At 66.8% G+C, this 20,328-nt stretch carries 18 protein-coding genes; 7 read left to right on the forward strand and 11 right to left on the reverse strand.

Annotated elements, in window-relative coordinates:
• Positions 1–125: 125 nt before the first annotated feature.
• Together KIH07_RS14100 and KIH07_RS14105 are read right to left on the reverse strand one after the other, a co-directional pair.
• On the reverse strand, positions 126–1,106 hold the full coding sequence (locus KIH07_RS14100; RefSeq protein WP_226492575.1) for a porin: 981 nt from the start codon (positions 1,104–1,106) through the stop codon (positions 126–128).
• 187 nt (positions 1,107–1,293) lie between these two features.
• Entirely contained in the window at positions 1,294–3,504 is a 2,211-nt protein-coding gene (locus KIH07_RS14105) for an esterase-like activity of phytase family protein (protein WP_226492576.1), read from the reverse strand.
• A 134-nt stretch (positions 3,505–3,638) separates the two neighbouring features.
• Here KIH07_RS14105 and KIH07_RS14110 point away from each other — a divergent pair, with 134 nt between their 5' ends.
• Both KIH07_RS14110 and KIH07_RS14115 read left to right on the forward strand, forming a co-directional pair.
• A complete protein-coding gene (locus KIH07_RS14110; protein ID WP_226492577.1) occupies positions 3,639–4,109 on the forward strand; it encodes a MerR family transcriptional regulator in 471 nt (156 codons plus the stop codon).
• Entirely contained in the window at positions 4,045–4,428 is a 384-nt protein-coding gene (locus tag KIH07_RS14115; protein ID WP_226492578.1) for a carboxymuconolactone decarboxylase family protein, read from the forward strand. The genes KIH07_RS14110 and KIH07_RS14115 overlap by 65 nt, the downstream gene beginning before the upstream one ends.
• Here KIH07_RS14115 and KIH07_RS14120 read toward each other — a convergent pair.
• From KIH07_RS14120 to KIH07_RS14130, 3 genes are all read right to left on the reverse strand, one after another.
• On the reverse strand, positions 4,425–4,706 hold the full coding sequence (locus KIH07_RS14120) for a hypothetical protein (RefSeq protein ID WP_226492579.1): 282 nt from the start codon (positions 4,704–4,706) through the stop codon (positions 4,425–4,427). The two genes, KIH07_RS14115 and KIH07_RS14120, sit on opposite strands and share 4 nt — an antisense overlap.
• A 125-nt stretch (positions 4,707–4,831) precedes the next feature.
• The gene (locus KIH07_RS14125) at positions 4,832–5,596 is read right to left on the reverse strand and encodes an alpha/beta fold hydrolase (protein WP_226492580.1); all 765 of its coding nucleotides are present in this window, start codon (positions 5,594–5,596) and stop codon (positions 4,832–4,834) included.
• Complete coding sequence (locus KIH07_RS14130; protein ID WP_226494711.1) at positions 5,593–6,600, reverse strand: M14 family zinc carboxypeptidase; 1,008 nt, start codon at positions 6,598–6,600, stop codon at positions 5,593–5,595. The genes KIH07_RS14125 and KIH07_RS14130 overlap by 4 nt, the downstream gene beginning before the upstream one ends.
• A gap of 142 nt (positions 6,601–6,742) precedes the next feature.
• On the opposite strand from KIH07_RS14130, the gene KIH07_RS25375 reads away from it, so the two are divergent.
• Together KIH07_RS25375 and KIH07_RS14135 are read left to right on the forward strand one after the other, a co-directional pair.
• Positions 6,743–6,871, forward strand: a complete 129-nt coding sequence (locus KIH07_RS25375; RefSeq protein WP_264181844.1) for a hypothetical protein — start codon at positions 6,743–6,745, stop codon at positions 6,869–6,871.
• Between the two features lie 13 nt (positions 6,872–6,884).
• Entirely contained in the window at positions 6,885–7,022 is a 138-nt protein-coding gene (locus tag KIH07_RS14135) for a hypothetical protein (protein ID WP_226492581.1), read from the forward strand.
• A gap of 30 nt (positions 7,023–7,052) precedes the next feature.
• Here the strand turns inward: KIH07_RS14135 and KIH07_RS14140 are convergent, their stop codons facing one another.
• The 5 genes from KIH07_RS14140 to KIH07_RS14160 form a co-directional block, all read right to left on the reverse strand.
• Positions 7,053–9,221: a PhoX family protein gene (locus tag KIH07_RS14140; protein WP_226492582.1), complete on the reverse strand. Its 2,169-nt coding sequence runs from the start codon at positions 9,219–9,221 to the stop codon at positions 7,053–7,055.
• A 164-nt stretch (positions 9,222–9,385) separates the two neighbouring features.
• A complete protein-coding gene (locus KIH07_RS14145) occupies positions 9,386–10,135 on the reverse strand; it encodes a FecR family protein (RefSeq protein ID WP_226492583.1) in 750 nt (249 codons plus the stop codon).
• Positions 10,132–10,947: a BPSS1780 family membrane protein gene (locus tag KIH07_RS14150; RefSeq protein ID WP_226492584.1), complete on the reverse strand. Its 816-nt coding sequence runs from the start codon at positions 10,945–10,947 to the stop codon at positions 10,132–10,134. Before KIH07_RS14150 ends, KIH07_RS14145 begins: the two co-directional genes overlap by 4 nt.
• Positions 10,948–10,964: 17 nt before the next feature.
• A complete protein-coding gene (locus KIH07_RS14155; RefSeq protein ID WP_226492585.1) occupies positions 10,965–11,975 on the reverse strand; it encodes a homoserine kinase in 1,011 nt (336 codons plus the stop codon).
• Positions 11,976–11,992: 17 nt separating this feature from the next.
• Positions 11,993–12,340: a DUF2782 domain-containing protein gene (locus KIH07_RS14160; RefSeq protein ID WP_226492586.1), complete on the reverse strand. Its 348-nt coding sequence runs from the start codon at positions 12,338–12,340 to the stop codon at positions 11,993–11,995.
• 80 nt (positions 12,341–12,420) lie between these two features.
• On the opposite strand from KIH07_RS14160, the gene polA reads away from it, so the two are divergent.
• From polA to KIH07_RS14175, 3 genes are all read left to right on the forward strand, one after another.
• Complete coding sequence (gene polA, locus KIH07_RS14165; protein WP_226492587.1) at positions 12,421–15,276, forward strand: DNA polymerase I; 2,856 nt, start codon at positions 12,421–12,423, stop codon at positions 15,274–15,276.
• Positions 15,277–15,844: 568 nt separating this feature from the next.
• Positions 15,845–16,744 carry a dienelactone hydrolase family protein gene (locus KIH07_RS14170; RefSeq protein WP_226492588.1) on the forward strand — a complete coding sequence of 300 codons (900 nt, stop codon included), beginning with the start codon at positions 15,845–15,847 and terminating at the stop codon, positions 16,742–16,744.
• Positions 16,745–16,852: 108 nt separating this feature from the next.
• Positions 16,853–17,728 (forward strand): ZIP family metal transporter, encoded by an 876-nt coding sequence (locus KIH07_RS14175; protein ID WP_226492589.1) that lies wholly within the window; start codon positions 16,853–16,855, stop codon positions 17,726–17,728.
• A 13-nt stretch (positions 17,729–17,741) separates the two neighbouring features.
• Here KIH07_RS14175 and KIH07_RS14180 read toward each other — a convergent pair whose 3' ends face one another.
• Positions 17,742–20,315, reverse strand: coding sequence for a PAS domain-containing sensor histidine kinase (locus KIH07_RS14180; RefSeq protein ID WP_226492590.1), 2,574 nt, complete (start codon positions 20,313–20,315; stop codon positions 17,742–17,744).
• Positions 20,316–20,328 lie beyond the last annotated feature (13 nt).

Here is a 20,328-nt window from a genome sequence, read left to right on the forward strand (position 1 = left end):
ACAAAAAAGCCGCGACGGGCCAAGCCGTCGCGGCTGTAAAAAATCACGCGGTCTCTGATTGACGGGTGTCTCCGCGCAACCGGGGAGCATCCACGGCGTGCGCGAGGCACGCCGTTTCGGTCACATCAGAAGTCGTGGCGCACGCCCACGGCGAAGAGTCGCGTGTCGGCGGTCTTCACGCCGGCGCCGTCTTCCACCTCATGGGTGCGGTAGCCGGCGTACAGCTTCGAGCGCTTGGACAGCGTGTAGGTGGCGCCCAGGCCAAAGCCCGAGGCCTTGGACGAGGTGAAGCCGCCGACCTTGGTCTTGCTGGTGGCGAAACCGGCCGACAGGTTGATGGCGCCAACGGGCACGTCCACACCCACGCTCAGCTCATCGTCGTCGCCCGTGGCGTCGGTGCCGCTGCGGGTGTTGTAGCCGGCGGACAGCTTGGCCACGCCCAGGTCGTAGGCGGCGGCCAGTTGCAGGTACTTGTCCGACTTGCCTTTTTCGTTCTGGTGACCCAGGGCGAAGTTCATCGGGCCATTCTTGTAGCCGACCAGGACGGCGGTCATGGTGTCGTCTGCGCCAGCGTTCTGTTCGAAGGCGTAGGACAGGCCACCGTAGACGCCACCCATGCTGGGCATGTCGTAGCGCATCTGGTTGTTGAAGCGGCTCGAGTAGTCACCACCCGACTTGAACACGCCGTTGCCCGACGGCGTGAACGCCGAGTCGAACACCGAGTTGCTGTTGGACAGGGCGCGTGCATCGTCGTACACACTGTAGGTGCGACCCAGGGTCAGCTTGCCGAAGCCACCCATCAGACCCATGCTGGACTCGCCCTTGAAGGACGGGCTCTGCAGGGCGCCGGTTTCGGCGTCGATGCGCTGTTCGAGCTTGAAGTGGGCCTTCAGGCCGCCACCGAGGTCTTCGACGCCGCGAAAGCCCAGGCGGGGCGTGGTCAAGCCACCGCTGCCGCCGTTGAACATCTTGGTCTCGCTACCGGCGCCCAGTTCCTTGATGTTGCCGACCGACAGGTCCACGCGACCGTAGACGGTGACGGACGACTGCGCCATGGCGGCGCCCGAAGCGGCCAGCACGGCCAGAGCGATGAGGCTCTTTTTCATGAAAATATCCTTTAAGGGGTGAGAATGAGAATAGCCACCAATATTATTGCCGCATGCTTGTGTCTTGATACAGAAATTTCCTTTCTTTGCACATTCGCATGTGCATCTATTTCACCAAACGACCACAAAAGCTCTGTGACACCCGCCGGATTTGTTTTCGTTGTTGCAATGCGGCAACAAGCATGTTTCAGGGCTTGCCGGCGTTGACCCAGCGCGTCCAGCCCGCGCCGTCGTTGTCGTTGACGACCCACAGATCGCCGTTGAAAACCACCATGCCTTCGGCCTTTTCCTGCAGGTAGCTGAAGTCCTTGCGCAGGTCGCGCACCAGGGTCTTGGTGAGGGTGGCGCCTTCGGTCACGTCGGCGGCTTTCACGCTGTAGATGCGCTTGACTTCGGCGTGGATGGCCTGGCCTTCGCCGCCGCCCTTGTCGCGTTCGAGCAACAGCAGGCGGCCGTCGTCGGTGAGTTGGATTTCGGACAGACCCATCCAGAATTTTTTCGCGTCCTTGCTGTGTTGGTCCAGCGGATAGAGCGCCGTGGTCCAGGTTTGGGTGGGCAGGTGTAGCTTCAGGATGGCGGCCTGGGGTTTTGCCGGGTCGAAGCCGCGCTGCACGGCCATGTAGAGCGTCTGGCCATCGGCGCTGGCGGTCACACCCTCGTAGCCGGTGCTGGTCTTGGGGCTGGCGAACTTCGCCTGCACGCTGGCGGGCAACTTCACGCGCTGCTGCACCACGCCGGCCATGTTCACCTTGATGAGCTCGTTGTCGGCGACGGTCTTGCCCTCCGAGGCGATCCAGAAGCCGTCGGCCACCTTGGCGATACCTTCGGGGTCGACCTTCAGCGCGTTGCCGTCGGCCTCGGTGAGCAGGGTCACCCGGTCCAGGGCCAAACGGCCCTGCGCCGCATCCGTCGGGTCGATGCGGAAGATGCGCGACTGGCCGAAGGCGTTGTCGGGCACGGCGTAGAGGTGTGTGCCGTCGGTGCTCAGGCCCGAGAGCGCGCCCCAGGGCATGCCCGCGTCCCGGGCTTCCAGTTGGGGTTCGCTGGCCTGGCTGTTGAAGCGGTAGATGTTGAGCGAACCGTCCCCTTCGTTGGCCGTCACGAACAGCTGTTGGCCGTCGCGGCGCTGCGTCACCGTGGTCAGGCCCTCGGGCGACATGCCGGTGGGCAGCAGTTGCACGAACTGCGGCTGCTTGAGATCGTCCACGCGGTAGACCTCGACAAAGGCGCCGCGCTCCGAACCCACCAGCAGGTAGGGCTTGCTGCCGAATCGGCCGGCCGCCACAGCTTCGACTTCCACGCCCTTGGACACCGAGCGCCCATCGGGGTAGTGGCCGCGCACGAGGGCATGCAGCTCGGTGCGTTCACCGGTTTCGTAGACCACCTCGCCGCGGGTGTTCATGAGCGTGAAGCCGCGTGCGCCAGGCAGCACGCCGTTCTTGTCTTTCTTGCCGTCGCCTTCGTTGGCCGTGGCGAACACACCCGGCGCCACCCAGGCCACCGCGTCGGCCTCACGGCGCGCGGTGAAGCTGTCCTTGAACACGACTTCCTTGTCCTTCTTCAGGTCGGCGTTGCCATTGCGGGTCACGGTGCCGGTGGAGAACATGCGCTCCAGGCGCGCACGTGTCGGATGGCTCAGATCGATGAGGGCAACCGCGTTGTTCTCCTGCAAGGACACCACCGCTTGTTGGGTGCGTGCGTCGATGGCGACGAATTCGGGCTGCGGATCGTTCGGGTAGACGACGCCGGGCGCGGCCTGCAGCGCCCGCACCAGTTCGATCGACTGCACACCGCTGCTGGCGCCGCCATACAGGTCCTGCAGACCGACCACGTCGATGCGGCCGGGGCGCTGACCGTCCAGCGTGGCGTCGCCCTCGGCATCGGTTTCTTCGTCTTCGATCGCCACCACGGCGCGCAGCGTGCGGCCCTGGCCGGTGAGCGCCAGCGAATCGGGGCCGATGCCCACGGTGATGTCCTTCACGTGTTTCACGGCGGCGGGCTGGCGGATGTCGTACACGCGCACCAGGCCGCGCCGGGCGTTGGCCACGTCGTCACCCAGGCGCACCGCGACCACGGCGAAGCGGCCGTCGGGCGAGATCGCCACCGAGGTCGGTTCACCCACGCCCATCAGCCGCACGTTCACGCGTGGCAACAGCACCGGCTGTTCGGGTTTCGTGATGTCGATCAGGCCGAGCACGCCCGCATCGGCGCTGGTGTAGACCAGGGTCATGCCGTCGGGCGTGGCGGCCACGATCTCGGCCACGCCGTCCACCGGCAGGTGGTGGACCATGGCAAAGCGACCGGCCGACGGAGCCGCCGGCGCTGCCTGGGCCAATGAGGTGAAGGCGAAGGAAGCGGCCAGCGCCGCGGTCAGGGTGTAGAGGCGAAGGGTGTTCATGGAAAGTGGTGAGCGAGGAAAGAACCTCGTCAGCCTAGGTTTTACATGTGTCATGGCCGTGACCCGAAGACGTCACAAGCCATGGCAGATAAAGTGGTTGACTTGGAGTGCACTCCAACTTCTAGGATCACCCCATGGAATCCCCTCTGAGCATTGACGAAGCAGCCAAGCGAACGGGCCTGACGGCCCACACCCTGCGGTATTACGAGCGTATCGGCTTGATTGCGCCTGTCGCCCGTGCCGCCGGTGGGCAACGACGCTACGCGGCTACAGATATGGCCTGGATCGAATTCCTGCTGCGGCTGCGGACGACGAAGATGCCCATCGGCAAGATGCAGGCGTTCGCAAAACTACGTGGCGTTGGGGACTCGACGGTGCCGGATCGCCGCCAGATGCTGGAAGCACACTTGACCGATGTTCTTTCAGGCATCGAGGCGATGCGTCAATCTGCGCAAGCTTTGCAAGCAAAGATCGAGCACTACCGCTCGTTCGAGAAGTCCCTGGCGTCGGGTTCACTCTCTGACGAAGGACGTGTTGACGATGTTGATGAACACCCAGAACCGCTACGAACGCGGACTCGCAAAGCTGCGGGAAATCGACGGTGAGGCCGGTGACCGAGTGCTGGAAAGCCTCGACGGCATCGCTCCCGACTTTGCCCGCTACCTGATCGAATTTCCTTTTGGAGACATCTACTCCCGACCGGGCCTCGACCTGAAAAGCCGGGAAATTGCGGTCGTCGCTGCGCTGACCGCATTGGGGAATGCGACCCCGCAGCTCAAAGTGCATATTCAAGGTGCGCTCAACGTGGGGGTGACCCGCACGGAAGTTGTCGAAACCATCATGCAGATGGCGGTCTATGCGGGGTTTCCGGCGGCCTTGAACGGACTCGCGGCCGCCAAGGAGGTGTTTTCCGCAGGGGCTTAGGCGGCCTGGGGTATCGCTTCCGGGGTCTGGGCCTTTTGCTGGCTCACCTGCATCGACAGGTCCAGCAGGACGGCCTTGCTGGTGTAGTAACGGTCCAGGCGCCACTCGGCCATGATCTCCATGGCGAGATGGAATTCGTCGTAGTCCAGCCGGTACAGGTCCGACAGCTGGAACGGCACTTCCGACTCCAGCGCCAGCACCAGCCGGGACAGGATCTCCGCCTTCGGCTTGCCGGCGTGGTTCTCGATCAGCTTGCGGGCTTTTTTCAGGGCAATCATGGGATCTCGCTCTCTCTCAACGGTTTGTGAAACGAAGGTGTGCGTGGCGCAAAGCCTCGCGCCAGCCACCATGCAAAGAGCATAGCGGCCAGGGTCCGGGATTTCATGACGAAACGATGACTTGCTCATGACGCTGCTGCGTCGTTCCCTCTCCACCGCTGCACCTGATCGGCCACCCAGCCAGGGTCGTCCAGTGGCAGGTCGTGCCCTGCGGTCGGGTGCATCGCCAGCGGGCAATGCCAGGCGTGTGCCAGCGCCTGCGAGCAGCGGCTGTCCACCAGGCGGTCGTGCTGGCTGGCCAGCAGCAGCACTTGCGGGATGGGGGCCACCGCGGGCGCGGTGAAGCGCGCGGCCGCCACCAACTGGCGCAGGGCATTGGCCACGGACACCGGGCGCTGCGTGCGCGCGGCCGCCCAGTCCTGGATCACTGGGTCATGGGCTTGCACGTGGTTGCTGGTCATGCGCAGGATCGCCTGTTCGGCGTCTTGGGGTGAACCGGGGGCGAGCGCCAGGCGCAGCAGGGTGGTGTGGTTGTGGGGCCGCAGGCGCTGGTAGAACGGGCTGAAGGGGCGCACGCTGGTGTTGATCAACACGCAGGCGGCCACCTCGGCCGGTGCCACGCGTGCCCATTCGATCGCCACCATGGCGCCCAGCGACATGGCCAGCAGGTGGACCGGTGTGGCGATGCCTTGGCGGGCGACTTCCGCACGGCACGCGGCCACCATGCCCGCGACCGAGGCCGGACTGGCTTCGCGGTGGCGCTGGCCGTTGCCGGGCAGGTCCGGGGTGAGGATGCGGGCTGCGGGCATGGCCCGCTGGAACACGGCCGGGAAGCCGCCCCAATGCGCCGCTTCGCGTGTGAGGCCGCGCAGGAAGATCCAGGTGGTCATGGGGTGTGCCGTGCGCCGTACCAATGCGCCAGGGCTTCGGCGCGGCGTTGATCGCGGGTGTCCGCGCCCGGCGTCCAGTGCGCGTGGCTGCAGGCCGCCCGCGTGAGGAAGTCCAGCAGCGAGAGGTGGCGGCGCAGCACGCGCTGCTGGCGGTGGTCGATCAGGGGGTTGAAGATGCCCTTGCGCGAAAACAGCTGGCGCGGGTTCTTCTTGATCCACAGCCACGAGCCCATTTCCAGCGTGAGCGGCAGAAAGGTGTGTTCCGGGTGCTCGGCGCGGGCCTGCAGGTAGAGGTGGTCCCAGAGGTCGCCGTGGGCCAGGTACTGCGCGCTCTGGGGTTCGATGATGTAGCGGTGGTGGCTGTGCGCTTGCAGAAAAATGTCCTTGAGCGCGTGCAGCTCCGCCAGGTGCGGAATCGGCTCGCGCGTGTGGGCAAAGGGGAACCACAGGCGGTCGCTCACGCCGAAGCCCGAGTGGCAGTCCAGCGCGATGCTGAACGGGCGGGCCAGCAGCTCGTTCTGAACCACGTCGCACAGCGCCTGGCTCTCCGCTTCCATCGGCTCACCGGGTCGCCCGCGGTACCAGGGCAGGCCCGCGCTCAGGCGCTGCCCCCCGAGCAGGTAGGGCACCTTCTCCCGCGCTTCCACCGGGGCGTTGCGCATCAGGTCCACGCCGCGCGGGTTGGCCCGCGTGGCCGACCACATCCCGCCGGGGTTGACGATGGGCATGAAGACCAGCCGGACCTGCTCCAGCAGCCGTGTCAGGGTCTGGTCCCAGCGCAGCCGCATGACGACGTGCTGCAGGAACGCGATCACCACCTGTGCGCCGATCCGCTCGAGGCCGTGCACCCCGCCAAAGAACCCGACCGCAGGGGCCTGCGGGTCGGCGGTGCCCAGGGTGATCGCGTGGACGGGAAAGCGGTGACCCGCCGCCACCGACACCTCGCACACCACCCGCGCCTGCAGATGGGGCGCACCCTGCCCGACGATCTTCTCCAGCGCCATCAGTTCGGGCAGAGCGCCGTGGGGTATGGTGTTGAAAGAGGTGGTTTTCACATGGGTGTTCAGGGCGTGCCGCGCGCTGACGCGAAACGGTCACACGGACGGCTTATCTTGACAGGCATCCTGGCTTGACGAGGGGTTTTTCATGGTCTGGAAACTGCTCGGTCTTCAGCGACTGCTCGATCAACTGTTTGACGAGGGCTGGCACGCCTTCGGCCTGTTCGGCATGGAAGGGTTCTCCTGTGATGAATGCGTGGTCACCCCGGAAGACTGAGGCACAGCGTTTCGTGCTGTCGTTCTGCATGATCGCCTGCGGCGTGGCCTGGGGGCTGGTGGAGTTGTTCGCGCTGCACCGTTCGCGCTACCGGGCCTGGCGCGCGGGCCTGGGCCCGCCCTATGAACAAGGGCCCGGCCCCGCGCCCTGAGGCGCGAGGGGCGGGCCCCTCGGGGAAACATCAGCTGCCGATCAGGCCGCCGTCGTTCTTGGTGATGGCGATGGTGGCCGAGCGCGGGCGCTTGCCGGCGCCGTAGCCGGCGTTGGCGGGCCACTGGCTCTGGTACTTGGCCGGGTCGTTCACGTCGGCCATCTTGGTGCTTTCGCCCGGGTGCTGGATGTTGATGAACACCGCGCGGCCATCGGGCGTTTCGCACCAGCCGGTGATCTCGCAGCCCTTGGGGCCGACCAGGAAGCGTGCCAGCGTGGTGGGCGTGGGGGTCTTGCCCACGTAGGTGGTGACGTCCTTGTCGCCGTGCTTGACCGTGCGCGCGCCGCCGTCGCCCACCTTGCCGGGGATGGCCGCGAGCATCATGCAGTTGGTCTTGTCGGTGTAGGCGCCGTCGTCGGTCTGGATCCAGCAGATGCCGGTGGCCGGGCTGAACACCAGGCCGTCGGGCGAGGACATGTCGTTCTCGTCGGTCAGGCTGGAGAGGTTCACGCTGGACTTGTCCGCGTCGGCCTCGGCGCCGAACACGTAGATGTCCCACTTGAAGGCCGAGCCAGCGGACGAGGCGTCGGCCAGGCGCACGATGTGGCCGTGCACGTTGCCCTTCTGCTCCTTGCTGCCCTTCATGTCCTTGTAGGAACGCGGGTTCACCGCGTTGGTGCCTTCGGGGCTGCGGTTGCTGTTGTTGGTGAGGGTGAAATAGACCTCGCCGGTGCGCGGGTGCACGCCGTTCCATTCCGGGCGGTCCATCTTGGTCGCGCCCACGGCGTCGGCCGCCAGGCGGGTGAAGACGGCCACGTCGGCGTCGGACTTGAACTCGAAGTAGGAGCTGCCGGCGATCACCGGGTTGTTCATCGAGAGTTCCAGCCACTCGCCGCTGCCGTCGCCCTTGAAGCGTGCGGCAAACAGCGTGCCCTTGTCGAGGTACTTGTCGCCGGCGGCCAGGCGGTTGGCCGGGCTGGCGTCCTTCGGATCCCACTTGGCGTCGGACACGAACTTGTAGATGTATTCACCGCGTGCGTCGTCGCCCATGTAGGCCACGATCGGCTGGCCGGCCACCGGCTTGGCGAAGGCCACGCTCTCGTGGGCGAAACGGCCCAGGCCGGTGCGCTTGCGCATGGGGGCCTGGGTGTCGTAGGCGTCCATCTCGACCACATAGCCGAAGGTGTTCATCTCGTTGCGGTAGTCGGCTTTGGCGCTGGCGGCCAGGGCGCTGTTGTTCCAGCGCACGAAGCGGTCATCGCTGCCGGCACTTTCCCAGCCGTGGCGGCTGGCTTCGCCAGCCTTGCGGCCGTAGCGCTTGAGCGCCTGGACCTGCTTGTCCTTCTTGCGGGCGTCGTCGTCTTTCGCGTCGCGGAAGAAATAGCCGTACCAGTTTTCTTCACCCGAAACAAAGGTACCCCAGGGCGTCTTGCCGGTGCCGCAGTTGTTGAGCGTGCCGCGGCACTGGGTGGCGTCGGCGCTGTATTTCGTGACCAGGTGCTCGCTGCCGCGCGCCGGGCCGTGGATGGCGCCCGGCGTCATGGTGGTGACACGGCGGTTGAAGGCCGAGCCCGGCTGGTAGGCCCAGCGCTTGCCGTCGGCCCGCACTTCGACGAACGACAAGCCGTGGATGGCCAGTTCCTTGTCCACCTCGGCGGCGGGGCGGGGCAGGGTGGCGGTGCCGCCGTTGGCGTGGATGAAGAAGGACGACAGCTTTTCGTCGGTGGTGGCCTCGTGGTTCATGGCCAGGAGGCCACGGCTGTTGAAGCTGTTCGAAGGCTTGCCAGAAGCGTCCAGGCTGAACCACTCCATCCCGTCGTGGTGGTCGCCGGCGCGGTGCTCGAAGTCGGCGTCGGTGCCGTCGTTCTTGAAGGCGGGGGTGCTGGCGGTGAGCGGGTCGCCCAGCGCGTAGACGACCTGGGCGGTATAGCCCTCGGGCACGATGACCGCGTCGGCCAGGCTCTTGGCCACGGGCTTGAAGCCCAGGCGGTCCACCGAGGTGGCGCTGCTGCCGGTGGTGGCGCAGCCGGTCATGGCGGTCGCACCCAGAGCCACGCCGGCCAGGCCTGCGCCCTTGAACAGGCTGCGGCGGCTCAGGCGGGTGTCGAGCACCTGCTCGAAGTGCGGGTTGGACGAGGTGTTGGAGTCCTCTTCGTTGAAGTCCGTTTGCGTGTTGTTGTGTGGGGTGTGTTCGCGCATGCTTGCCTCAGGGCGTGGTTGAAAAACGCCATGTTGGAGAGCTTGCGTGACACAGGTGTGATGACTGTGTGACGGTTTGAAGACGGCGCCACAGATCAGCGCATTTCCTGCACCCGTGGCCCGGCGACCGCGGCCCTGTGCCGAGCCCGGGCGGGGGTCTGCCTTTACCTGGGCATGGCCGGGTGGTCCTGCGGCGGGCGCTGTTCCATGTAGCCCATGCCGTCTTTCACGCCCTTCTTGCCTTCGATCTGCCAGGCGGTCTGCTGGCCCACCAACTGGGCCAGAAACTCGACTTCTTCGTCGGTGTGGTTGATGGCGTTCGCGGGCGTGAGGAAGCGGCCGTTCTTCGGCTCGACCTCGCCCCAGAACGACTGGTGGTAGCTCGCCTGCGAGAGTGCGCTTTGGCCGCGGGCGTTCATCTCCACCGTGCCGTAGCAGTTGCAGAAATAGCTGCGCTGGTCGGGAAAGACCTCGGCGTACACCCCGGTGCCCCGGATGCCAGCGGTGAGCGTGGGCATGACGATGGCGCGGCGCGGGCCGCGTCCGAACGCGCTGACCACCGCGCCGGTGAGCAGGCGCAGCAGGCTCACGGTGTTCAGCGTGCTGCCGCGCTGGACCGACATGCGCGTGTTCTGCCGCACATGAAACGCGGCGTTGCCGATCACGAACACCAGCCGCGAGGCCGGGCCGGTGACGATGTCGTCGCCGGTCTGGATGGTTTGCTGCTGCACCATGCGCCGGCCGTTGAGCAGCACGTCGCCCACGAACTCCACCACGTTGCTGCGCTGCTGGGCCATCGCCCCGGGCAGGCCGCCCAGGGCCACCCACGCGGCGGCGGCCTTGAGGGTGTCGCGCCGCTGCGTCCACAGCACTTCGGATTCCAGGCGGCCAGACAGGCTGTGGGGGTGGGTCATGCGTCGTCTCCGGTGGCGGGGTTGGGTGGGGCCAGGGCTTCGTCGTCGTCCGCGAGGAAGCTGTCGCGGAAGGTGAAATAGATCGAGGCGTGGAACATCGAGGCCATGAACAGCACCGAGGGGTAGAGGATGATGCTCATCGCCTGGGTGCCGCCGAGCATGGCGCCCAGCAGGCTGATCACCAGCCCCATCAGCATGAACACGCCCACCCAGCTCAGGCCGTAGACCAGCATGGCGCCCTTGTTGGCCCAGCACGCGGCGGCGCTGAAGAACAGGCTCTTGACCGGGCTCACGCCGTGCCAGTGCACCAGCGCCGGCGCATGCCAGAAGGCCATCATCACCGGCACGTAGACCACCATTGCCAGCCACAGGCCGCCGCTGAACAGGGTCGAGCGCACCATCTCGGGCGTGACCTCGGCCTCGTTGAGCGCCACCTCGGCGCCGCCGCCCGCCCCGCCCAGCAGGGCCGCCGCACCCAGCACCAGCATCAGCGCGCCGGCGTACATGGCGCCGAGCACCAGCGTGTGCTGGGCGCGCACCGGGCCCGAGCGAAACGCGGTGATCAGCGTGGTGGGCATGGGAAAGCGGCCCTCATGGGCTTCGCGGCTGGCCGCCATCAGCCCCAGCGTGGCCGCGGGCACCAGCAGCAGCGAAATGGCCGAGCCGATCACCGGCACCAGCGAAACCACCGACACCACGGCCATGAACATGAAAAACAGGCCCGAGAGGGCCAGGGGCTGGCGAAAGAAGGTTTTCACCCCCAGTTTCACCCATGTGATGCCGGTGAGGGCGGGGACGAGGTGGAGTTTCATGCAGGGGTTGGGTGGGGTCAGGCGGCCACGCAGGCGTCTTCAAGCAGCGAGGCCGACAGGGCCTGGGCGTGTCGCACCCGCTCGCGCAGCACGCGCTCGAAATGGGTCGGGTCGTGCGGTTTCAGCATGCTCGCGTCGCGGGGCAGGTGCCAGTCCCACAGGCGCGAAAGCCAGAAACGCAGGGCGCCCGCGCGCAGCATGGCCGGCAGCAGTTGGCGCTCGGCCATGCTCAGGGGCCGCACCGCCTGGTAGGCCGCGATCATGGCCCGGGCGCGCGCCGCGTCGTGCTGGCCATCGCGCTCGTCCGCCGCATGCTGGATGCACCAGTCGTTCAGGCAGACCGCCAGATCGAACAGGAAGCTGTCGTTGCCGGCGAAATAGAAGTCGAAGAAGCCGGTGAGCTCGCCGTCGTGAAACATCACGTTGTCGCGGAACAGGTCGGCGTGCACCGGGCCACGCGGCAGGGCCGTGTAGGCCGAGCCCGCGGCCACGTGGTTCTGGTAGGCCAGCTCGGTGCGGATCAGCACGCTCTGGCTCTCGCTCAGGTGCGGCAGCACCACCGGCACCGTCTCGTTCCACCAGGGCAGGCCGCGCAGGTTGGGCTGGCTCATGCCGAAGCCGCGCCCGGCCAGGTGCATGCGCGCGAGCATGTCGCCCACGGCGCGGCAATGCGCCTCGGTGGGTGCGAGCTCGCTGTGGCCCCGCAGCTTGTTCACCACGGCGGCGGGTTTGCCCTGCACGCTGTGCAGAATTTCGCCGCGCTCGTCGGCCGCGGGCTCGGGCACCGGAATGCCCTGGCCCGCCAGGTGCTTCATGAGGTGCAGGTAGTAGGGCAACTGCTCGAAACTCAGGCGCTCGAACACGGTCAGCACGTACTCGTGCGCCACGCCGTCGCGCACCGTGGTGGCGAAATAGTTGGTGTTTTCAATGCCCCCCTGGATGCCACGCAGCTCGGTGAGATCACCCAGGCTCAGGCGGTGCAGCAGGGCGGCGGCTTCGCCAAACGCGACTTCGGTGTAAACGGCCATGAAGGTGCGGCGGGCGATCAGAAGTTCAGGATGCGCCAGCGGCTGCGGCCGGACGCACCCGTGGTCTTGTTGGCACCTTCACCGAGGTCCGCGGCGCCCTGGGCGGGCACGATTTCGTAGGCGGGCGCGCCGTTCTTGGGCTGCACGGCGATGTGGCGGGTCTGGCCGCCCACGCGCAACTCGTCGATGCGGGAGTGGTCGTCTTCGTGGGTGATGCGCTCGATGCGCTCACTGAAAGCCGGCGCCGGGGCCTCGGCGGCGGGCTCGGTGGTGGGTGGGGGTGTCTGGGCCATCGCCGGCAGGCAAGCCAGGATGGCCAGCGCCAGCAGCGACTGGCGGATGAGGGGGGTAGGGTGTTGGCACATGCCCCATTGTAGGCAGGCATTGCCCCGCCGGCCCCCGCCAGTGGCACGGCCTGACGCACGGATTCCCCCACAATCGCGCCATGTCTGACGAAAAAACGCCCACCCCCACCCTGCTGCTGGTCGACGGTTCCAGCTACCTCTACCGCGCGTTCTTTGCTGGCGGCGATGCCATGAGCACCACCTTGCCCGACGGCACGGTGCAGAAGACCGGTGCCATCCGCATCCTGATCAACATGATGCAGAAGCTGCTCAAGGACCATCCCGCCGCCTATGGCGCCTGCGTGTTCGACGCCAAAGGCCCGACCTTCCGCGATGCCCTCTACCCCGAATACAAGGCCCAGCGCAGCCCCATGCCGGACGATTTGCGCTCCCAGATCGCCCCCATCCACGAGGTGGTGCGCCTTACCGGCTGGCCGGTGCTGGACGTGCCGGGCGTGGAGGCCGACGACGTGATCGGCACCCTGGCCGTGACGGCGGCGCAGCAGGGCATGAACGTGATCATCTCCAGCGGCGACAAGGACCTGGCCCAGCTGGTGAACGAACGCATCACCATCATCGACACCATGAGCGGCAAGGTGCGCGATCTGGCCGGGGTCGAGGCCGAGTTCGGCGTGCCCGCCCGCCTGATGCTGGACTACCAGATGCTCGTGGGCGACCAGGTGGACAACGTGCCCGGCGTGCAGGGCGTAGGCCCCAAGACCGCCGTGAAACTGCTGCAGGAATACGGCTCGGTGGACGCCCTGGTGGCGCAGGCCGACCAGATCAAGGGGGCGGTGGGCGAGAAGCTGCGCAAGGCGCTGGACTGGTTGCCCACCGGTCGCCAACTGCTGACCATCAAGACCGACTGCGACCTCAACGGCTGGGTGCCCAACCTGCCCGCGCTCGAAGCCATCCGCATCGGCCAGCCGCAGACCGAACCGCTCAAGGCCTTCTACGAAACCTACGGTTTCAAAGGCCTGGCCAAGGCGCTGGGCGGCGGCGAATCCCCGTCTTCACCCCCTCGCCCCAGCGGCGCAGGGGTTTCACCCCCTCGCCCCTCTGGGGAGAGGGCCGGGGTGAGGGGCGAGCCCACCAACGACCTCTTCAGCGAAGCCGAACCCACCGAGGCCAGCGAAGCACCCGCCAGCGCCAGCAACCTCCACTACGACACCATCCTCACCTGGGAGCTCTTCAACACCTGGCTCGCCAGGGTCGAAGCCGCCGAGCTCGTGGCCGTAGACACCGAAACCACCTCGCTCGACGAAATGCGTGCCGAAATCGTCGGCATCAGCTTCAGCGTGAAACCGGGCGAAGCCGCCTACATCCCGCTCAAACACGCTGGCCCCGACGCGCCCGAACAGCTCCCGTTCGACGAGGTGCTGGCCAAACTCAAGCCCTGGCTGGAAAACCCCGCCAAACACAAGCTCGGCCAACACATCAAGTACGACCGCCACGTCTTCGCCAACCACGGCATCGAAGTGCAGGGCTATGCGCACGACACCATGCTGCAGAGTTACGTGCTTGAAGTGCACAAACCGCACGGCCTGGCCAGCCTGGCCGAGCGCCACCTGGGCCGCAGCGGCATCAACTACGAAGACATCTGCGGCAAGGGCGCGCACCAGATCCCATTTGCGCAGGTCGACGTGGCCAAGGCCGCCGAATATTCGTGCGAAGACAGCGACCAGACGCTGGACGTGCACCGCGCGCTGTGGCCCCAGCTCGAAGCCGACGCGAAACTGCGCTTCATCTACGAGCTGGAGATCGCCAGCAGCGAAGCGCTCTACCGCATCGAGCGCAACGGCGTGCTGATCGACGCCCCCACGCTCGCCAAACAGAGCCACGAACTCGGCCAGCGCATCCACGCCCTGGAGCAAGAGGCCTACGAGATTGCCGGCCAGCCCTTCAACCTGAGCAGCCCCAAACAGCTCGGCGAAATCTTCTTCGACAAGCTCGGCCTGCCCGTCATCAAGAAAACCGCCACCGGCGCGCGCAGCACCGACGAAGAGGTCTTGGAAAAGCTCGCCGAAGACTACCCGCTGCCCGCCAAGATCCTGGAGCACCGCGGCCTCTCCAAACTCAAGGGCACCTACACCGACAAGCTCACCCTGCTCACCCTGCCGCGCACCGGCCGCGTGCACACCCACTACGCGCAGGCCGTGGCCGTGACCGGGCGCCTCTCCAGCAACGACCCCAACCTGCAGAACATCCCCATCCGCACACCCGAAGGCCGGCGCGTGCGCGAAGCCTTCGTGGCGCCTGCCGGCAGCGTCATCGCCAGCGCCGACTACTCGCAGATCGAGCTGCGCATCATGGCCCACATCAGCGGCGACGCGGCCCTGCTCAAGGCCTTCCACGAAGGCGTGGACGTGCACCGCGCCACTGCCGCCGAGGTGTTTGGCCTGGAGCCCGAGCAGGTCAGCAGCGAGCAGCGCCGCTACGCCAAGGTCATCAACTTCGGCCTCATCTACGGCATGGGGACCTTTGGTCTGGCCAAGGCGCTGGGCATCGAGAACGCGGCAGCCAAGACCTACATCGACCGCTACTTCGCGCGCTTTGCCGGCGTCAAGCAATACATGGACGAGACCCGCGCCTTGGCCAAGGCCCAGGGCTATGTGGAAACCGTGTTCGGCCGCAAGCTGGTGCTGCCCGACATCCAGAACGCCAAGGGCGCGAAGCAAGCCGCGCTGGAACGTCAGGCCATCAACGCACCCATGCAAGGCACGGCGGCCGACCTGATCAAGCTGGCCATGGTGGCGGTGCAGAAGGCGCTGGACAAACAGCAACGGGCTACCCGGATGATCATGCAGGTGCACGACGAACTGGTGTTCGAAGTGCCCGAGGGCGAGGTGGACTGGCTGCGCACCGAGATTCCCAACCTCATGGCCAGCGTGGCCGAACTCAAGGTGCCGCTGCTGGCCGAGGTGGGGGTGGGGCCGAACTGGGACAAGGCGCACTGAACCTGGGTGCTGGCAGACGTGTCGCCATTTTTGAAAAACGACGACATGTTTCGTTGACATGTCGTCGGCGACGACATGAGTTGAGTTCTCAAGGAATACAACACCATCGACGCAGAATCCGTTGACCTCACCTGAGCGCCCAGGAGAAGACCATGGACATCCGCCCCATCCACACCAAGACCGACCACAGGGCCACGCTTAAAGGAAATTTCCGCTTTGATGGAAAGCGACCCTGCGGCAAGTACGCCGGACGGGGCCCGCTTGGACATTCTGGTCACGCTGGTTCAGGGGTACGAAGCCAAACACATGCCCATCAGCGCTCCCCGACTAGGGCGAGGCCATCAAATTCCGTTTGAAGTTGAGATACCAAACTGGCATCTCAAGTCGATCCTTTCGGTCACGGAATCGAGTGGGCGGTACCAATTTGGGACAACGTCGTGCGGAGCACTGGCCCTGGCTACGTCTTTTGGAGTTCGGGATGAAACAATTCAGAGCCGATTCGGTCAACGCATCTGCGTCCGTGAAAGGCGCCAGTTCAATTCCCTCAACTCACCCAAGGAGACGCACGATGCTCAACGAAAACCAGACCCAGGACCTCGAGGCTTTGCTTCCGGGCCAGTCCACCGAACTTGGCGCCACGCGCCGCACCGCGCTCAAGGCGGCGCTGGGCGTGGGTTATGCCGCTGCGGCCATGCCCATCATGGCGCAGACGGCGGTGAAAACGCCCGCCGACGGCCTGACGGCGGGTGAGGTGATGATCGATGTGAACGGTTTCAAGATGCCGGCCTACCGGGCGGCGCCCGCGGGCAAGACGGGCTTGCCGGTGGTGCTGGTGCTGTCCGAGATTTTTGGTGTGCACGAATACATTGCCGACACGGCGCGGCGCTTTGCCCAGGCCGGGTATCTGGCGATCGCACCCGAGCTGTTCGTGCGCCAGGGTGACGCGCAGAGCTACGGCGAGATCAACAAGCTGATCGCCGAGGTGGTGTCCAAGGTGCCCGACGCGCAGGTGATGGGCGACCTGGACGCGGCGGTGAAATGGGCGGCGGCCAACGGCGGCGACACCCGCAAACTGGGTGTCACTGGCTTCTGCTGGGGCGGGCGCCATGTCTGGCTCTATGCGGCGCACAACCCGGCGGTCAAGGCCGGTGTGGCCTGGTACGGCCGGCTGGTGGGGCAGGCCAGCGAGCTGAGCCCGAAGCACCCGGTGGACGTGGCCGCCGGGCTGCACGGCCCGGTGCTGGGGCTGTACGGCGGGGCCGACACGGGCATTCCCCTTGACACGATTGATAAGATGAAGGCCGCCCTGGCAGCGGGGAGCGCGGCGGCCAAGGCCTCGACTTTTGTGGTGTACCCGGACGCGCCCCACGCCTTCCACGCCGACTACCGGCCGAGTTTCCGCAAGGAGCCGGCCGAAGACGGCTGGAAGCGCGCCACGGCCTGGTTCAAGCAGCACGGCGTGGCCTGAAACCCGGCGTGAGAAGATGACGAGGGCCGCTGACCAGCGGCCCTTTTTCTATGGGTGCGCCCCGCAGGCTCGCGCGGCGCACCGTTTTTGTGAGCTGAGCAGAACAAGATGATCCTGATAGCGATCCTGATCGGAACCGTGGCCGCGGGTGTGGGCAGTGTCTGGCTGGCGGCCTTTCTGGGCTTTTCCATGCTGGCGCGCTACACCCAGCACATGCTCAGTCTGGCCGCGGGCGCGCTCATGGCCACGGCTTTCATGCACCTGCTTCCCGAGGCGTTCGAGAGCCAGGCCAGCGCCCAGGAGCTGTTTGCCACGCTGCTGGCGGGCCTGGTGTTCTTTTTCCTGCTCGACAAGGCCGAACTCTGGCACCACGGCCACGAGCACCACCATGAGCACCACCACGACCTCGGTGAGGGTTCCGGGCACGGCGCCGCGCCGGGCCATGCGCAGCACGACCACGACCACGACCACGACCACTCTCCTGCCGGTGCGGCGGCGCACGCCGGCCGCCAGCATCACCACCACGAGCCGCGCGCGGGTGGCTGGGCGGTGCTCGCGGGCGACAGCGTGCACGCGCTGGGCGACGGCATCCTGATCGCGTCGGCCTTCATGGCCGACATGCGGCTGGGCGTGGTCACGGCGCTGGCGGTGCTGGCCCACGAGGTGCCGCACCACATTGGCGATCTGGTGGTGCTGCGGCTGACGTCGGGCACGCAGCGCGCGGCGCTCGTGAAGGTGTCGCTGGCGGGCACGGTCACGGCGCTGGGTGGGCTGGTGGGGTATTTCCTGCTGTCGCGGCTGGAAGACTTCCTGCCGTATTTCCTGGTGGTGGCGTCCAGCAGCTTCATCTACGTGGCGCTGGCCGACCTGATCCCGCAGCTGCAAAAGCGCCTGGGCCTGCGGGAAACGGCGGCTCAGGTGGCCTGGCTGCTCGCAGGCATCGGGCTGGTGATGCTGGTCAGCGGGCTGGCGCACGGCCACTAGACACACCTGCCGTTCAGTCCACCGCCTGGCGCCCAAAGGAAAACCAGAAGCACGCGCCCCGGCCCACCGTGCCTTCGCCGCGGATGTGGCCGCCGTGGCGCTCGATGATGCGGCGCACGGTGGCCAGACCGATGCCGCTGCCTTCGAACTCGCGGGGCGAGTGCAGTCGGGTGAAGGGCTGGAACAGGCGCTCGGAGCGCGACATCTCGAACCCGGCGCCGTTGTCGCGCACGCAAAACACGGGGGCTTCGCCGGGTGGGGTGTCGAGCTGTTGTGACAGCTCGATGCGCGGCCGGGGCTGCTGGCGGGTGTATTTCCAGGCGTTGCCGAGCAGGTTTTCCAGCACGATCTGCGCCATGCGGGGGTCGCAGTCGGCCACCATGCCCGGGGCGATCACCACTTCCACTTCGCGCCCCGGGTCGCGGTGGCACTCCTGGCGCAGCACGTCCTGCGCCAATGCGCTCAGGTTGACGGCGGTGCGTTGCAGGGTGCCCTGGCTGACCCGGGCCAGCGCCAGCAGATCGGTGATCAGACGGTTCATGCGCGCCACCGAGCCCGCCACGTGTTGCAGCAGGTCTTCGTCTTCGGGGGTCAGGCGGCCGGCCATCCGCTCCTGCAGGATGTGCATGAAGCCGTCGATGGCGCGCAGCGGGGACTTCAGGTCGTGCGAGACGGTGTAAGCGAAGGCGTCGAGCTCGCGGTTGAGGTACTGCAGCTGTTCGGTGCGGGCCGCCACGCGCTGCTCCAGCGTGTCCTGCAGTTTGCGGATTTCGCGGTCGCGCCGCAGCCGCACCAGCTCGGCGTTGCAGCGGCTGGCGAAGATGGTGAGCATGGCCCGCGTGTCGGCGCCCGGCTCCTGCGGGTGGACCCAGGTGGCCGCCAGCAGGCCGATGGCGGTGCCGTCCGGGTCGCGCAGCACCACGCCGGCCAGGGTCTGGACCCGGTCCGGGTCGAAGGGCGGGGTGCTTTGCCGCAGCGGGTGGGCGCTGGCGTCTTCGACCAGCAGGTCCTGGTGTCGCAGGATGCTCGCGTAGCTGGTCTGCTCCAGGCTCAGCGTCTGGTGGGGCAGCAGCTCGCCGTCGTTCAGCAGGGCGAGGGTATCGAGCCGCTTGTGGTCGGCGCTGAGTTCGCCGATCACCACCCCATGGGCCCCGACGGCCTGGGCCAGGCGCTCGGCCAGCGAGAGGAAGAAGGCTTCGCCGGTGGCCGAGGAGACGCCTTGGGCCACGTTCATGAGCAGGGCCCGCTGGCGCTTTTCTTCGGCCACGTTGATCGTGAAGGTCAGCGCGCAGGGTTCGCCATCGAGCTCGATGGACTCGGCCCACATCCGCACCTCCACCACCTCGCCCTGCTTGTTGCGCATGCGGGTTTCGTAGCCCAGCAGATGGCCGTCCTGGCGCAGCCGCCGGGTGTAGTCGTCGCGGTCGGCCGGGCAGAGCCAGATGCCGACTTCCAGCGCGGTCTTGCCCGCGCAATCGGCCTGGCTGTAGCCCAGCACACGTTCGCTGGCGGGGTTGACCTCGATGTAGCGGCCGTCGGACAGCCGCGTGATGGTCATGCCCAGCGGGCTGAAGTTGAACGCCTTGGAGAAACGCTCTTCCGATTTTTTCAGGGCCTGGCGCGCCCGCTCTTCCATGCTCACGTCGATCACCATCACGATGAGCAGGCGCTCGGGGCCGTTTTGCAGCACCTCGGCGTACAGCAGGGCTTCGAACAGGCTGGCGTCGCGCCGCCGCCCGAGAGCCCGCATGCCGCGCACACGGCCATGGGCCTTGAGCTCCGCGCGGAAGACCTCGCTCTGTTCGGGCTTGGCCCAGAGCAAGGGCGGGTGCTGGCCAATCATTTCCTGCCGGCTGAAGCCGCTCATGTCGGCATAGGCATCGTTGACGTCGACCACCAGGCGGTCGCTGAGGGACTGCACCAGGCAGGCGGCGGGGTTGCCCCGGAACAGGGCCCTGAAACGCTCTTCGCTGGCGCGCAGATCGGCTTCGGCCTCCAGGGTCTGGTTCAGGCTGTGCGCCAGGCGTCGGTAGGCTTTCATCAGGCGGTGGCGCCCGAAGAACACGCTCACCAGGATGGTGGCGATCACGGACGTTTGCACCAGCCAGACCGCCCAGCCCATCCGCATGGCGCTGGGCACGAACACGCCGCGCTGCTCCAGCCAGTTGAACAGGCCCAGCACGAGGGTGCAGTAGAGGCCCACGGCGATCATGCCGCGGCGCGGCAGGAAGCTGCCGGCCAGCACCACGGTCGCCACCATGGCGGTCACGGCGCTGCTGCGAACGCTGCCGTCGAGCGCCGTGGCCAGCGTGGTGCCCAGCAGCATGAAGCCGATCAGCGCATGGGCCACCAGCCGTATCCGGCCTTGGCGAAACGGCAGCCACAGCGTCCAGAGAACGACGGACAGCAGCGCGATCACCACGACCACGCGGGAGGCACCGTCGCGCAGGAACACGGCGGCCGCGATCGCCGGCGCGGCCAGACACAGGGTCAGCAGCAGCGCGCGCACCGCCTGCTCCTGGTGGCGTTCGATCACGCCCGTCTGTCCCGGGGCCAGCGGATCGTCGGTCAAGGTGGAGTCTTCCATGAGGGGGCAGTGG

The organism is Hydrogenophaga taeniospiralis, assembly GCF_020510445.1.
Lineage (GTDB): Bacteria > Pseudomonadota > Gammaproteobacteria > Burkholderiales > Burkholderiaceae_C > Hydrogenophaga.

Bases quoted from the DNA above. Each gene is read 5' to 3' on its own strand.
- KIH07_RS14100 (WP_226492575.1), bottom strand. From the start codon at position 1,106: ATGAAAAAGAGCCTCATCGCTCTGGCCGTGCTGGCCGCTTCGGGCGCC.
- KIH07_RS14105 (WP_226492576.1), bottom strand. From the start codon at position 3,504: ATGAACACCCTTCGCCTCTACACCCTGACCGCGGCGCTGGCCGCTTCC.
- KIH07_RS14110 (WP_226492577.1), top strand. From the start codon at position 3,639: ATGGAATCCCCTCTGAGCATTGACGAAGCAGCCAAGCGAACGGGCCTG.
- KIH07_RS14115 (WP_226492578.1), top strand. From the start codon at position 4,045: ATGTTGATGAACACCCAGAACCGCTACGAACGCGGACTCGCAAAGCTG.
- KIH07_RS14120 (WP_226492579.1), bottom strand. From the start codon at position 4,706: ATGATTGCCCTGAAAAAAGCCCGCAAGCTGATCGAGAACCACGCCGGC.
- KIH07_RS14125 (WP_226492580.1), bottom strand. From the start codon at position 5,596: ATGACCACCTGGATCTTCCTGCGCGGCCTCACACGCGAAGCGGCGCAT.
- KIH07_RS14130 (WP_226494711.1), bottom strand. From the start codon at position 6,600: ATGGCGCTGGAGAAGATCGTCGGGCAGGGTGCGCCCCATCTGCAGGCG.
- KIH07_RS25375 (WP_264181844.1), top strand. From the start codon at position 6,743: ATGGTCTGGAAACTGCTCGGTCTTCAGCGACTGCTCGATCAACTGTTT.
- KIH07_RS14140 (WP_226492582.1), bottom strand. From the start codon at position 9,221: ATGCGCGAACACACCCCACACAACAACACGCAAACGGACTTCAACGAA.
- KIH07_RS14145 (WP_226492583.1), bottom strand. From the start codon at position 10,135: ATGACCCACCCCCACAGCCTGTCTGGCCGCCTGGAATCCGAAGTGCTG.
- KIH07_RS14150 (WP_226492584.1), bottom strand. From the start codon at position 10,947: ATGAAACTCCACCTCGTCCCCGCCCTCACCGGCATCACATGGGTGAAA.
- KIH07_RS14155 (WP_226492585.1), bottom strand. From the start codon at position 11,975: ATGGCCGTTTACACCGAAGTCGCGTTTGGCGAAGCCGCCGCCCTGCTG.
- KIH07_RS14160 (WP_226492586.1), bottom strand. From the start codon at position 12,340: ATGTGCCAACACCCTACCCCCCTCATCCGCCAGTCGCTGCTGGCGCTG.
- polA (WP_226492587.1), top strand. From the start codon at position 12,421: ATGTCTGACGAAAAAACGCCCACCCCCACCCTGCTGCTGGTCGACGGT.
- KIH07_RS14170 (WP_226492588.1), top strand. From the start codon at position 15,845: ATGCTCAACGAAAACCAGACCCAGGACCTCGAGGCTTTGCTTCCGGGC.
- KIH07_RS14175 (WP_226492589.1), top strand. From the start codon at position 16,853: ATGATCCTGATAGCGATCCTGATCGGAACCGTGGCCGCGGGTGTGGGC.
- KIH07_RS14180 (WP_226492590.1), bottom strand. From the start codon at position 20,315: ATGGAAGACTCCACCTTGACCGACGATCCGCTGGCCCCGGGACAGACG.